Source organism: Rhizobium lentis (assembly GCF_014200175.1).
Lineage (GTDB): Bacteria > Pseudomonadota > Alphaproteobacteria > Rhizobiales > Rhizobiaceae > Rhizobium > Rhizobium mulingense.
Map to the genome: position 1 here is coordinate 166743 of NZ_JACHBD010000011.1, position 13597 is coordinate 180339.

The following is a 13597-nucleotide window of genomic DNA, read 5'->3' on the forward strand; positions in this document are numbered from 1 at the left end:
GCCCTCGTTCGGCGAGAAAGCGTGGTGGGGCCGCTTCCCAAGAGCAGACGCTCCCTCCAGGCGATTCCCTCGACCGGCGCTACCCGCCTATGCTGGACAGCAATTCGTCGAGCTGCTCCAACTGCTCCGGCAAGGCGGCCGCCGAGCCCTGCAGGGCTTCCTCAAGCGCCTGCTTGGACGGATAGACTTCGTGGAAAGTCAGGAGTGTCTTGCCGCCTTGATCCGCGAAGGTCACGGTCGTGATCGCGCCTTCTTCGCCCTCGTCGTTGGTCCAGACGATGCGTTCGTTCGGCACCACATCGAGATATTTGCCGTAGAAGGCCATGGTGTCGGAACCGTCGGCGCCGAATTCCAGCCGATATTTGCCGCCGGTACGCACGTCCACCTCGCATGAGACGAGCGAAATGCCGGATACCGATTTCGGCACCCACCAGCGCTGGAACAGCTCGGGCTGGCTCCACGTCCTGTACACCGTGCTCGGCGGCGCATTGAATATCCTGGTTACCAGGAGTTCGCGATCGCCTCTGCGCTCGACCGACGTGCGGTTCTCAGCACCCACTGCACCGTTACCTCGCTCAGTCATCGCTTCCCTCCCGTTTCATTTCGCTGATGATCTCGTCCAATGCTTCGAAGCGGGCCTCGAAGAGCTTGCGATGCGCCTCGATCCACTCGGCCTCCGCCTTGAGGCCGCGTGTCCCAAGCTTGCAGGTTCTCACCCGTCCGACCTTGTGCGTGACGACCAGCCCCGCCCGCTCGAGAACCTGGACGTGCTTCTTCATGCCGGTCAGCGTCATCTGGAACTGATCCGCCAGACTGGTGATCGACGCGTCCCCCCGCCCCAGCTGATCGATGATCCCGCGGCGGGTCGCATCGGACAGCGCCGCAAACGAGAGGTCGAGGGGACTTTCATACTGAACCATCTAGTTCAGTGTTTTAACCTGCTTGTGCAGGAAGCGCAAGCGTTCAGAACCTTCGATGCCGCAAATCGGTTACCGATCCGACCCTCAATCAATATCGCCAAGCGTTGCGTCTTCTCGGAAGAGAAGAAGCGCGGCTCCAATTGAGCTAAAAGCCCGAGTCCGGTGCCAGCGCGCGCTCGGTCGTGGTAAGATGTCCAGCTCCCTGTATCGAAAGGGTGGGCAGAGAAATGGAGAGGCGTCTCGCCGCGATACTTTCCGCTGACGTGGTAGGCTATAGTCGTCTCATGGGAGTGGATGAGGGCGGCACGCTTGAGCGGTTGAAGGCCTGCCGTCGGGAGCTGGTCGATTCCGCCATCGAAGAGCACCATGGCCGCATCATCAAACTCATGGGTGACGGGGCGCTGGTCGAGTTTGCTAGCGTTGTGGACGCGGTTCAATGCGCGGCCGTAATCCAGCGGGGAATGTCCGGCAGAGACCCGGGACTTCCCGCGGAACAGCGCATTCGATTTCGCATCGGGATCAATCTTGGCGACATTATTGTTGAAGGAGATGACATCTATGGCGACGGCGTCAACATTGCCGCCCGTCTGCAGGGGATTGCCGAACCTGGCGGAATATTCATCTCCGGTACCGCATTCGACCACGTCGCGCACAAGGTCGATGTCGGTTTCTCCGCCCTCGGCGAACATCGACTGAAAAACATAGCGGACCCGGTTCGGGTATATTGCGTCCTGCTTGACCCAGCCCACACTGGCAAAGTCGTCTTCTCCCCTCGGGCAAGGCCCCGGGATATGGCGCTGTTGGCGCTGGTAGGACTAGTGATCGCTGCCAGTGCAACCGTCTTCGCATGGCAATGGCCGCATAAACAACGCGCATCGATCGCCGTACTACCCTTCTCCAATTTGAGTGACCAAACCCAGGATTATTTCGCCGATGGCATTACCGACAACCTGATTACAGATCTCACTAGGTTGTCGAAATTTGATGTCATTTCCCAAAATTCCGTCTTTGCCTACAAGGATAAACCCCACGTGCTTGCGGAAATACGCCGTGATCTCGGCGTGCGTTATCTGGTGGAGGGCAGTGTACAGCGAATGGGCGACCTGATACGCGTCAACGCGCAACTGGTCGACACCGCGAGCGGCGACCGTCTGTGGGCCAATCGATTTGATCGCAGCGGCGCCGACGTGTTTGCTGTGCAGGATTCGATGAGCCGCCAGATCGCTAATGCGCTCGGTCTGGAACTCTCCCCGTCAGAGGCAGAGCGAATTGCCCGTCCGCCGACCGCCAATCTCGAGGCTTATGACTATTATCTGCGTGCCGAGCAGGCGGCCCGCACCGGACGCCGTTCTCGGATGCTGGAGGCATTGGCGCTGTTTGACAAGGCCGAGGAACTCGACAGCGGCTTTGCCGAAGCCTTCGCGTCCGATGCGCATGCGACGGCCTATGTCTGGCGAAGCGCGTATGATGATGTCCTCCAGAGTGCCCTGGCGCGAAAAAGAGCCTACGATAAGGCAAGTCGCGCACTCGCCCTCGATCCCGAACTACCGTCGCCTTATGCGGTCCTCGCTATCATGCAGGTCGTGGACCGACGTTACGAGCAGGCAATTGCCTCCGCGCAGAAGGCGGTGTCAATCGGCCCCGCCGACGCCGAAACCCACATGGCGGTTGCATATGTTCAATTGATATCGGGCAATCATGCCGATGCCGTTGCGGCTGTCGAGAAGGCGCTCAGGATCGATCCGAACCCCTCTGCTGTCGACCGATATACGGCTGGCATGATCTTCTATCTGCAACGCGACTACGAGAGGGCGATCGACAGTTTCAAACGCGCGGGCTATGGCTCCCAAGGCAACGGCGAGTTCGTTACCGCTCTTGCCATGGCCTATGTCCGTGTCGGTCGCATTGATGAGGCTCGAGCGACTGTCGCCGAGGCTGAGCGCCTTCTCGGGGGGCGTGACTGCCTCGCTTCCTGGCGGCTCGGCAATGCCCATTTCAGGGACGAGGATTTGGCATTTATCCTGGACGCGTTGCGCGAGGCCGGACTGCCGGAATGGCCGTTTGGTTTCCAGGGGAATGAGCAAAATCGGTTGAAGGGTGCGGAGATCGCGGCCACGGTCATAGGCAAACTTCTGCGAGGAAAGACCGAACCGTCCGAAAGCCCTGCGTTAATGCAAGTCCAAATCGACGGTAAGGCCGCATTCCGCTCGGCATCCCAGATGATGACCGAGAAGATTTCCGTCAAAGGAGACCTGCTTTGCGAGCAAAGTGAAAACGCATTTGGCCGACCCGACTGCGGCCCGGTCTATAGACACCCAAACCCGGCCGATGAGACCAGCTATGCTTACGTAAATTCGACCAAGGTTTTTTACTTTTCGCCTGCCCAATAGAGCCTTGTCAGTCTGTCAGTGATACTGATCGCGTTCGAGATCGGCCGAGACCTTCGGCCATTTGGCATCGGCGTTGGCCACAGTGTCTGCGGGATGCGCGGCAAAGTCCTCCGCATCCGCCTTGTCATACATCAGGTAAAGCTTGCCTTCGACGATCTTGAAGGCTTCCGGATCGATGTTGACCGTGACAGACCCGCCACTCACCTCGCCCGTGCAGTAGCCGCCGTATTGAGGCGCGTATCTAAGCGGTTCGCTCATAAACATCTCGCGATGTTTGGCATTTGCGAAATGCCAGGGCGTCCCCATCCATTCGTAGGAGATTTTTTCCGAACCTTTCGTCGCTTTGCCTTCGGTAAAGTAGGCGACGGTATCGTATCCCATGATAGCGACGCCGCCGAAGTACCCCGTGTTTACCGAGTCGTCGGCCACGGCTGGCGATCCGCTGACATCGCCTGCGACAGCTAGGCCGATCACTGCCAAAGATCGACCAATGCATTGTGTCCCGTTTCCAAGATGCATTTGCGCCTCCCGTTCTTATTTGTGTATTTCCATGCACTTAGCGTAATTACCCGCGCCGAGAACGCTAACCGGAGGGCACGACACACCATGTCGCTTGAAGAGACGGACGATATCGAAATTGCCTTTCCACAAGGCCCTCGTGATTGGCGCGTAGCCGTGAACCTCGGCGTGGGTGACATCGGCCCCTTTGGCGAGGAAAAACTCCGCAAGGAGGACATGGTTCTCTTCGCCCGCAACCATGAGCGGCGTAACACCCGCTTTGTTGGACGCATCGTCGAGAATCGCTCCGTGATCTAGAAGCAGTTTGCTGATGGGTACGCTACCCGAATATGCCGCAGCGTGAAGGGGAGTAAAGCCGCCCGAATTCCTTGCCATAACATCGGCATTTCTTGTTATTAACAACTCGGCAACGGCAAGCTGCTTTGCAAGCGCGGCGTTGATGAGCGGTGTTGCCTGATCGCGCGTGCGGCTGTCGACATCGGCACCCGAAGCTAGAAACTCCTCCACAGCGACGGTGTTTCCTTCTGAAACTGCATCGAACAAGGGATCACCGGCGGCCGCCGCGGTCGCTGAAAAAAACAACGCTACCGATGTAAGAAACCGGCGCATAGCTTCACCTTGATATTTTCCGACAGAATAGCACGCCGTCGGCATGTAGGCTACCTAGCACCTGCTTCAGCTGCAACGGCGACCGCCGTAGGGGACATTTCTTTAGGGGTTATAGAAGGCAGAAATTTCCGCTTCTTTTAAGGCCAGAGCGGTTCAGCTTTGCATGCAAGCGCAGGACCGCTCCAACTTTCGTTTTTACGCGATCCCGACGGAAAAGCGCTTCACACTTTTGCTCGAATTTGCTCTGGGAGGAACATGTCGAAGGCGCTTTCTCAGTTCCCGCATCTATTGCCGGCGCGTTCAGCAACGGCTGTCAAATTGGCTCGCCAACGCCCGGAATTCGTTTTAAGAAAAGGGGCGAGAGCAGCCGCAAGGTGAGCAGTTCGTATCAGCTCAGCTGCGCCAGACGTAAAATGACGGAGGGCTGAAGGTCTCCCCCAAGCCAAGGCAACCAATTTCCAGGACTGCGCAGTTGCTTACTTTGTCGGTGAAAGATCCTCGCGCTTACCTACCACCACTCACGCCACCGCACTAAAATCCGCCGCCAGCACCGCATCTTTCAGCGCCCGCGAATAGGGATGCTGCGGGTTATCAAGCACGGGACGGGCCTGGCCGCGTTCAACGATTTCGCCCTTGCGCATAATGATGATGTTGTCGCTGATGTAATAGGCGGTGGCGAGGTCGTGGGTGATGTAAATGATCGAAAGGCCGAGCTCGTTTTTCAGGCGGCCGAACAGGTTGACGATCGCCATGCGCAGCGAGGCGTCGACCATGGAGACCGGCTCGTCGGCAACCAGCAGGCGGGGCTGCGGAATCAGCGCGCGGGCGATGGCGACGCGCTGGAGCTGACCGCCGGAGAGTTCGTGGGGAAAGCGGCCCTTCACCTCTTCCAGCGTGAGGCCGACGTGATGGAGCGCCGCATCGGCCATGCGCTCGGCCTCTTTGCGGTCGGGCCGCTTTCCCGAGGTGTAGAAATTGCGCGCCGTCTCGAACAGGTAGCGATCGACCCGTTTCAGCGGATTGAAGGCTTCGAAGGGGTTCTGGAGGACAGGCTGGACCTCCTTCATGAAAGCTGTGCGTTCGGATCGGCTATGGATGGAGACGGTCTTGCCGGCAAATTCCAGCCGCCCTTCCGTCGGCGTGGTCTGCCCGAGGATCATTGCCGCAATCGTCGATTTTCCGGAGCCGGATTCGCCGACGATCGAAAGGATCTCCGGTTCCGCCCCGACTTCGAAGCTGACGTCCTTGACCGCCGTGATCAGCCGCCGGCCGAGCATGCCGCCCTGGCGGTAGACTTTCGTGACATTCGAGAGGTGAAGCAGAGCAGTCAAAGCTGATCTCCCGTAACTGCAAAACAGGCCACGCGCCGCCCCGGCTCAACGGTGACGAGCGGCGGCACCTTCTGCGAGCAGATGTCCATCCGCTTCGGACAACGCGGGTGAAAGCGGCAGCCTTCCGGCGGCACGGCGAGGTTCGGCGGCCGTCCTTCCAGCGAGGGCCGGGTGCTGGGGTCGCCGATCTTCGGCAGGCTGCCGACGAGATGCTGCGTATAGGGGTGGAGCGGCGCGCTGAAGAGCTTGGCCGTCGGCGCCTCCTCGACCAGCCGGCCAGCATAGACGATGCCGATGCGGTCGGAGACGGTCGCATGCACGCCCATGTCGTGCGTGACGAACAGGAAGGATGAGCCCATCTCGCGCTGGATGTCGCGGATCATCGTCAGCACGTCGCGCTGCACGATCACGTCGAGCGCGGTCGTCGGTTCGTCGGCGATGATGAACTCCGGCGTCAGGATGGTGGCGAGCGCAATGGTCATGCGCTGGCGCATGCCCCCCGAGAGTTCGTGCGGATAGGCGTCGAGCAGTTGCGGATCGAGTTTCAGCCTTTGCAGGTGATTGGCGACCTTTTCGAAGAAGACTGATTTGCTCACCTTCATGTGGCGGAAGGCGAAATCGGTGAAGGAGTGGCGGATCCGGCGCACCGGATTGAGCACATTCATCGAGCCCTGCATGATATAGGAGAGATGCTTCCAGCGCAGCGCCACGCGCTCCTCCGGCGTCATCGCATAGAGATCCTGCGTGCCGCCGCCGAAATGGAATTTGACGCTGCCGGAGACGACCCGCAGCGGCGGCCGGATGGCGCCGGCGATAGTCTTGATCAGCGTCGTCTTGCCGCTGCTCGATTCGCCGGCGACGCCATAGACCTCGCCGCGAGCGATGGTCAGGCTGATATCGTCGACGGCCCGCACCTCGCGATCAACGCCATAGAGGAAGGCGCGGTAATAGGCTTTCAGGTTCTCGATTTCGACCAAAGGCTGCATGCTAACTTCCCATCCGGTTCAGCCGGCTGCGCGGATCATTATATTCGTTCATCGACATGGAGAGCAGGAACAGCGCCAGGAAGAGAATGACGATGACGGCGACGGGGGCTGCCACCCACCACCATATGCCCGAGATCAGCGCCGAATGCGCATTGGCCCAGTAGATCATCATGCCCATGGTCGGCGTCTCGATGTCGGTGAAGCCGAGCACCGAAAGGGTGATCTCCATGCCGATCGACCAGATCATGTTGTTCATCGTCGTGGCGAAGACGATCGGCAGCACATAGGGCAGGTGCTCCTCGACGAGGATTTTGCGCATCGTCATGCCGGAATAGACGCTCTGGGTGGTAAACGGCCTGCTCTTCAGGCCGAGCGCCACCGAGCGGATCAGGCGTGCGTCATAAGACCAGCCGAGCGAGGCCATGATGACGATCAGCACGGCCCAGGTCATGTTGTCCTTCAGCACGAAATAAAACAGGATCAGCAGCGGAAATTGCGGAATGACCATGACGCTGTCGTTGATCGCCATCAGCACCCGGTCGACCGCGCCGCCGGCATAACCGGCGACCAGCCCGACGACCAGCGATATGATGCGCGAGAGAAAGGCGACGCCGATGCCGAAGAACAGGGTGTTGCGAAGCGCGATGGTCAGCTGCCAGAACACGTCCTGGCCGCGCGAGGTGGTGCCGAGCCAGTATTCACTACCCGGCGGCATGTCGGGCGGCAGGAGATAGATGTCGGTCGCGCCATAGGGCGAGAAATAGGAGAGGATGACGGCGGCGACGATGACGGCAAAGAGCAGCAGGCCGCAGAGGAATTCCATATTCTGGCGCGCGAGGTCGCGGATGATGGTAAACATTGGCCTATTCCACCTTGATGCGCGGATCGATCAGCGGGCTGAGCACGTCGATGATGAAGACAGCGGCGGCGACGCCGACGATCGACAGCGCGCCGAGGCCGAGCACCAGGCTGTAATCGCCGGCATGCACCGCCGAGATCAAAAGATTGCCGATGCCAGGATAGCCGAAGACGATCTCGGTGATGACGGTGCCGTTGAAGATCCCACCAAGCGACATGGCAAGTCCGGTAAATTGCGGCACCATGGCGTTGCGGGCGATGTAGGAGCGCAGGATCTTTCCCTTCGGCACGCCGCCGAGCTCGGCGAAGACGACGTAATCGTCGGTAATGACGTTGGAAACGAGCGCCCGCATGCCGATCAGCCAGCTGCCGGCGCCGACCAGGATCAGCGATAAGGCGGGCAGGATCGAATGTTTGAGAATGTCGAGCACCAGGGCGAAGGAAAGGTTGAGATTGGCGTTCATCTCGTAGCCGCCATTGATCGGCAGCACCGGCCAGAGATAGCCGAAGATGATGAGAAGCACGAAAGCCAGGATATAATAGGGGATGGGCAGCAGGGCGATGAAGACAAGGCTGACGGCCTTCAGCACCATGGTCTTCCGGTAATAGCCGGCGAGCGCGCCGATTGCATTGCCGAGCACGAAGGTGATCAGCGTCGACACCGCCATCAGCCCGATCGTCCAGGGCAGCGAGCGCAGGATGATGGTGGTGACAGGCGTCGGGAAAGCCGAGAGTGACGGGCCAAGATCACCGGTCGCCAGCCGCAGCCAGAAATGCAGATATTGCTGCCAGATCGAGCCTTCCATCCCGTAGAGCTCGCGCAGTGACTGGCGCATCAGCTCGATCGCGTTGGGATCGGACTGACCCATCTGGGTGATGGCGCCTATGCTTTCTTCGACCGGATCGATCGGGGTCAGGTGGGTGACGAAGAAGGTGATCGTCACGCCGAGAAAGACGACGAGCAGAAACTGACCAAACCGCTTCAGCACAAAGATCAGATAGGGCGTCATAAGGCGAAAGTTCCTCTCTGCTTCCTTTCTGGAAAGGATCGACGAGCATGGGGCACATGCCCGTCGATGAGGGGGCCGGCGCGATGGCTCCGCGCCGGCGTTGGGAGGGTTATTTCGGTTGAGCCGGCTTCAGCTTGACCATCATCAGCCTGGAGTTCGCCCAGTTCGGCACCGGATCCGTATAGGGGTCCTTGATGGTGGGATAGCCAGTCCAATAGGTCGTATCCATCGAGGTGAAGACGTTATAGGACATCAGCGGGATCGTCGGCATTTCACGGGCGACGAGCTTCAGATAATCCTTGCCGAGCTCGAGGCCCTTCGGATCGTCGGCGCTGATGCCGCGGATGCTCTCGATGATCTTGTCGAGCTCCGGATTGGACCAGCGCTGCCAGTTGCGTGGCGGTTGAACCTCACCTTTCTTGGCGACGAACTGCGAGTGCCAGCTGTCGAGGAAGAAGGAGAGATCGGGATCGCCGCCCCAGGTCTCGACGCTCCAGGCGATCGCCACCTGGAAATCGCCGGGCTGCAGCGCCACCTGCCACAGTTTCTCGGTGGGCACAGCTTTGGCGTCGATGCCGAAGGCAGCCCATTGCTGGGCGATCAGCGTGCCGGCCCGGGTGAAGACGGAGCGCGTATCGCCCTCGACCGTGATCCGGATCTTGAACGGCTGGCCATCCGGGGTCATCCATTTGCCGCCCGACTTCTTGAAGCCCGCCTTCTCAAGCAGTTCACCGGCCGCTTTCGGATTCGGCTTCCACCAGCCATAGCCGAAGGCGTTGCTGATTGCCTGCGGGTCGGACGGGATCTGGTCCTTGAACTTCGGCTGCTTGCGCAGGAGATCGGCGATCTGCTGCCCGACCGTCGGGTCATAGGGCTTGATCTTGCTCTTGCCGGTATCGATCTCGAAGTTCTTCAGCCAGTCCTGCATCGGCTCCTGGTAGTCCTTCATCGTCGCTGCCGTCGGCGGCACACCGAGTGCGGAAAGCGTCGCCGTCCCGCGATAGCTCGCCATGTCCACCGCCTTGATGTCGATCAACAGCGCCAGCGCCCAACGCACATCGGCATTGTCGAACGGCGGGTTCTGGGTGTTGAAGATCACCGCCGGCAGTGTCGGATCCGGATGGGCGAAGGGGAAGCCCGGGAACCAGGTCTCGATGGTCTTGGATTTCTCCTTGAGGGTGAACATGCCCTCCGGCGTATTGTCGTGAATGATATCGAGATTGTGCTCGAGCTGGGCGATCGTGCGTTTATCCGGCGGGCCGGGATCGGTGTAGGTCACATATTTCGGGGCCGGCTCGCCGAAGCGGGCAAGCGAGCTGCGCTGCCAGTCGTCGCGCTTCTCCCAGGTATACCATTTGCCCTGCGGGTCGTAGGCCTTCAGCTTGTAGGCGCCGAGCGAGACAGGGTTGGCGAAATCATAGCGCAGGGGATCGGCCACCTTCTCGAAGACGTGCTTCGGCATGATCCAGGCGCCGTTCCAGCGCACGGTGAAGATCGAATGGAAGCGCGCATTCGGCTTCTTCAGCTTGAACACCACCGTATAGGGGTCGGTCGCCTCGACGCTGGCCACCTGCACCGAGAAGGCCGCACTCCAGATCATGCCGGGGTGGTCCATCTGGGTCTTGACAGTATAGACCACGTCGTCGGCGGTGAACTCGGCGCCGTCGCTCCAGAAGAGCCCCTTGCGCAGTTTCACGGTCATCTCGGTGAAGTCGGCATTATATTGCGGCTTGTCGGCGGCGAGCGAATTGTCCCAGGTCGCGCCGCCAAGCCCTTGCTCGGGGTCGATATACCAGAGCGTATCCATGGTCAGCTGCTGCAGGCCAGTGGAAACACCGCCGCCGCCATTGACCCAGATGTTGAACCAGCCGGGATTCTTGATCGTCCCTTCCGGATTTTCAACGATGAGCGTCTCCTTGCGCGGCAAGGAGGTATAATCTTCGGCTGTGGCGACGGCGGTCATACCGAGCGTAGCCAGCACGAAGCCGAATGCGAACCTCTTCCACTTTTGCATGAACTCCTCCCTTGAAAGCGACGATGCGGCGGCCGCAGAGGCACGCATGGGCAAGTCGCGGTTGTCGGTTCGCAGAAGCCGGGCTTGCGAGCCCTCAGCTTCGGCGGACCATCCCTCCGGCTACCTGCCTCCTCGCAGGGAGCCGAACTCTCTCGGCCGGGCCGATCGGGCCCGGCGGCCGCTGTCACACCGACAGCCGGATCACATTATAGGACAGCGGCTTCAGCGGAGCACGCACCCGTCCGTCCTCGATTTTCGCGCTCTCGACCTTGGCGGGCACGACCGTCTCCGGCCGCCGCGCCGTGTTGACGGCCTCGAGATCGCCATGGGTCATTTCCACCTGCTCGATCAGCCGGGCGCCGCCGAAGCCTTCCAGCCGCACGTCGAGATCGAGCGCCGTGTCCGGGTGGCGGTTGACGGCAAAGAAGGTGAGCGTCCTGCCGTCCTCGGAATGAACGGCCGAGACATCGAGATAGGGAACTTCGTTCTCCTCGTCGCTGTCATAGGTCGGGCCGTCGACGACGAGCTGCAGCGCCGATCCGCGGCCATAGCGGGAGGCGTAGTAGAAGGGGTAATAGATCGTCTGGCGCCAGGCCGCACCGCCGTCCTCGGTCATGATCGGGGCGATGACGTTGACGAGCTGTGCGATGCAGGCGATCCGCACCCGGTCGGAGCGGCGGATAAAGGTGTTGAGGATGCCGCCGACCTGCAGCACGTCCTCGAAATTATAGATATCCTCAAGCAGATGCGGCGCATCCGGCCACTCGTCGCGCGCCAGGATCTCCTTGTCCTGCTGGTTGGAATGATACCAGACGTTCCATTCGTCGAAGGAAATGCCGATCGTCTTCTTCGAGCGCTTCTTCGCCTTGATGTAGTCGATCACGCCGCCGATCGTGGTGATGTAGCGGTCGAGTTTCGTCGCCCGGGCGAGATAGTTCAGCGTGTTCTTCTCGCGGTTGGCGAAATACATATGCAGCGAGATATAGTCGGCGCTGTCATAGCACTGTTCCAGAACCTCGGCCTCCCACTGCGGATAGGTCTTCATGTCGGAATTGGAGGAGCCGCAGACGACGAGTTCGAGCGACTTGTCAAAGCCGCGCATGGCTTTCGCCGTCTCATCGGCCAGCCGGCCATATTCATAGGCCGATTTGTGGCCGACCTGCCAGGGGCCGTCCATCTCGTTGCCGAGGCACCACAGTTTCACGTCGTGCGGATTGGACCAGCCGTGTTTGCGGCGCAGGTCCGACCAGTAGGTGCCGCCGGGATGATTGCAATATTCCAGGAAATTGCGGGCGGCATCGAGGCCGCGTGATCCCAGATTGACCGCCAGCATCGGCTTGGTATTGGCCTTCTTGCACCAGTCGACGAATTCGTTGACGCCGATCTGGTTGGCTTCGCGGGTGCGCCAGGCAAGATCGAGGCGAACCGGGCGCTCCGAGCGCGGGCCGACGCCGTCTTCCCAATTATAGGCCGAGACGAAATTGCCGCCGGGATAGCGGCAGTAGGGTGTGTCGAGCTCGCGCACCAGATCGAGCACGTCACGGCGAAAGCCGTCCTCGTCGGCCGTCGGATGTCCTGGTTCGTAGATACCGCCATAGATCGCCCTGCCGAGATGCTCGAGAAACGAGCTGTACAGTCTGGCGTCAATGGTCGAGATGCGAAAATCGCGGTGGGCAACGACACTCGTCTTCAACGGATCCTCCCGTTTATGTATCAAGAATTTTGTTTTCTTGCCTCTAACTTGATATCAGGAATCTCGTTCTGTCAACTGAGTGCCGCATTTAATCATACTAATGAGGATTATCCATAAAATCGTGAATTTACAACATGTTGATTAAAATTAGCGGGCACTAAAATCGGAAATAAATGACTTTTTTAAATCAGGATATCCGATATGTTATTTTCAGACGTGCAGCCGCATGATGATGTCGCGGCCGTGATTCCCAAAGCCGCGGCCAAAGATGTTGACCCCGCCGGTATGGCCGGCATTCTCGGCGATGCCGACGCGCAGCCGGATGGACGAATGCTGGCCGAGAGCCAGGTCGCTAAGCGTGACATTCGATGCGGCGATGCCGTCGATGAAGGTGCCGCGGGTCGAGATCCGCCAGGTCTTCATCGTCCCGTATTGCGAACCCTCGAGCTTCCACCAGGCCGGCGTGAAGGCGCCGCGCTTGTCGCCGTAATCGCCCGGCGACGTCCAGGTGCCGATCGCCATGCCGTTGACCCAGAGCGTGATGTCGGAGGGCCAGTCCGGATTGGTGCCGGGCACCTCAGACGACAGCTCCAGCGAAAATTCGATCGCCCGAATTTCCTTGTTCAACACCTTGGCGTTGTTAGGAAATTTATATTCGACATAACCGCGGCCGAACCAGACGAGCCCCGCCTGCATGCGCTGCGGGTCGAGGAAATAGTCGGGCACATCGAGCGGTCCGATGACGCTTTCGGTCGAGCAGAGACCGCAGGGCGCGTGCACGTCGCAGCTCGTATAGAGCCCCACCGGCATCTCGACCTCGATGATGTTGTTCGCCCGCTGCGCCGCACTTTCCTCGAAGCTGATCAGGATTTCACTATAGACCGCCGAGCAGATCTTCTGGTTGCCCCTGCGGGCCTTGGCCAGCCGGGCATCGACAAGTCCAGCATCTTCCAGGATCTGGATGCCGGTGGCAACGGTGGATTGCGGCAGGGAAAGCGTCTGGGCGATATCGTTGATGTTGAGCGGCCCCTTGGCGCAGAGCAGCTTGAGAATCTCGATCCGCGCCGGGGCAGAAAGCGCACGAATGGCGTCACTGTTCTCGCCGGCGGCGATCGTTAAAAACGAACGTTCCATCATTCCCCCAATGATTCCGATGAAATGATGTATATCGGAAATTATGATGCATCAAGTAGGGGACTTGAAGTGACCGGAGGAATAATGCGACGCGGATCCCTATGGGAAGGACCCGCTGGCAGACCTGAATGAA

The 13597-nt window shown here is 59.8% G+C and carries 12 protein-coding genes; 1 reads left to right on the forward strand and 11 read right to left on the reverse strand.

Annotated elements, in window-relative coordinates; all coding sequences use genetic code 11:
- Positions 1–79: 79 nt before the first annotated feature.
- A complete protein-coding gene (locus GGI60_RS24230; protein ID WP_183918940.1) occupies positions 80–583 on the reverse strand; it encodes an SRPBCC family protein in 504 nt (167 codons plus the stop codon).
- Positions 576–920 carry an ArsR/SmtB family transcription factor gene (locus tag GGI60_RS24235; RefSeq protein ID WP_183918939.1) on the reverse strand — a complete coding sequence of 115 codons (345 nt, stop codon included), beginning with the start codon at positions 918–920 and terminating at the stop codon, positions 576–578. Before GGI60_RS24235 ends, GGI60_RS24230 begins: the two co-directional genes overlap by 8 nt.
- Before the next feature lie 227 nt (positions 921–1147).
- Here GGI60_RS24235 and GGI60_RS24240 point away from each other — a divergent pair, with 227 nt between their 5' ends.
- Entirely contained in the window at positions 1148–3310 is a 2163-nt protein-coding gene (locus tag GGI60_RS24240; RefSeq protein ID WP_183918938.1) for an adenylate/guanylate cyclase domain-containing protein, read from the forward strand.
- 15 nt (positions 3311–3325) lie between these two features.
- On the opposite strand, the gene GGI60_RS24245 is transcribed toward GGI60_RS24240, so the two are convergent.
- The 9 genes from GGI60_RS24245 to GGI60_RS24285 form a co-directional block, all read right to left on the reverse strand.
- Positions 3326–3829: a YHS domain-containing (seleno)protein gene (locus tag GGI60_RS24245; RefSeq protein WP_183918937.1), complete on the reverse strand. Its 504-nt coding sequence runs from the start codon at positions 3827–3829 to the stop codon at positions 3326–3328.
- 15 nt (positions 3830–3844) lie between these two features.
- The gene (locus tag GGI60_RS24250) at positions 3845–4438 is read right to left on the reverse strand and encodes an ankyrin repeat domain-containing protein (protein WP_183918936.1); all 594 of its coding nucleotides are present in this window, start codon (positions 4436–4438) and stop codon (positions 3845–3847) included.
- 518 nt (positions 4439–4956) lie between these two features.
- On the reverse strand, positions 4957–5769 hold the full coding sequence (locus GGI60_RS24255) for an ABC transporter ATP-binding protein (protein WP_183918935.1): 813 nt from the start codon (positions 5767–5769) through the stop codon (positions 4957–4959).
- Positions 5766–6755 (reverse strand): ABC transporter ATP-binding protein, encoded by a 990-nt coding sequence (locus GGI60_RS24260; RefSeq protein ID WP_183918934.1) that lies wholly within the window; start codon positions 6753–6755, stop codon positions 5766–5768. Before GGI60_RS24260 ends, GGI60_RS24255 begins: the two co-directional genes overlap by 4 nt.
- 1 nt (position 6756) lies before the next feature.
- Complete coding sequence (locus tag GGI60_RS24265) at positions 6757–7614, reverse strand: ABC transporter permease (protein WP_183918933.1); 858 nt, start codon at positions 7612–7614, stop codon at positions 6757–6759.
- Between the two features lie 4 nt (positions 7615–7618).
- Positions 7619–8623, reverse strand: a complete 1005-nt coding sequence (locus tag GGI60_RS24270; protein WP_183918932.1) for an ABC transporter permease — start codon at positions 8621–8623, stop codon at positions 7619–7621.
- 109 nt (positions 8624–8732) lie between these two features.
- Positions 8733–10637, reverse strand: a complete 1905-nt coding sequence (locus GGI60_RS24275; protein WP_183918931.1) for an ABC transporter substrate-binding protein — start codon at positions 10635–10637, stop codon at positions 8733–8735.
- Positions 10638–10821: 184 nt separating this feature from the next.
- Entirely contained in the window at positions 10822–12330 is a 1509-nt protein-coding gene (locus GGI60_RS24280; protein ID WP_183918930.1) for an alpha-N-arabinofuranosidase, read from the reverse strand.
- 210 nt (positions 12331–12540) lie between these two features.
- Positions 12541–13467, reverse strand: coding sequence for a transcriptional regulator (locus GGI60_RS24285; RefSeq protein WP_183918929.1), 927 nt, complete (start codon positions 13465–13467; stop codon positions 12541–12543).
- Between the last annotated feature and the right edge of the window lie 130 nt (positions 13468–13597).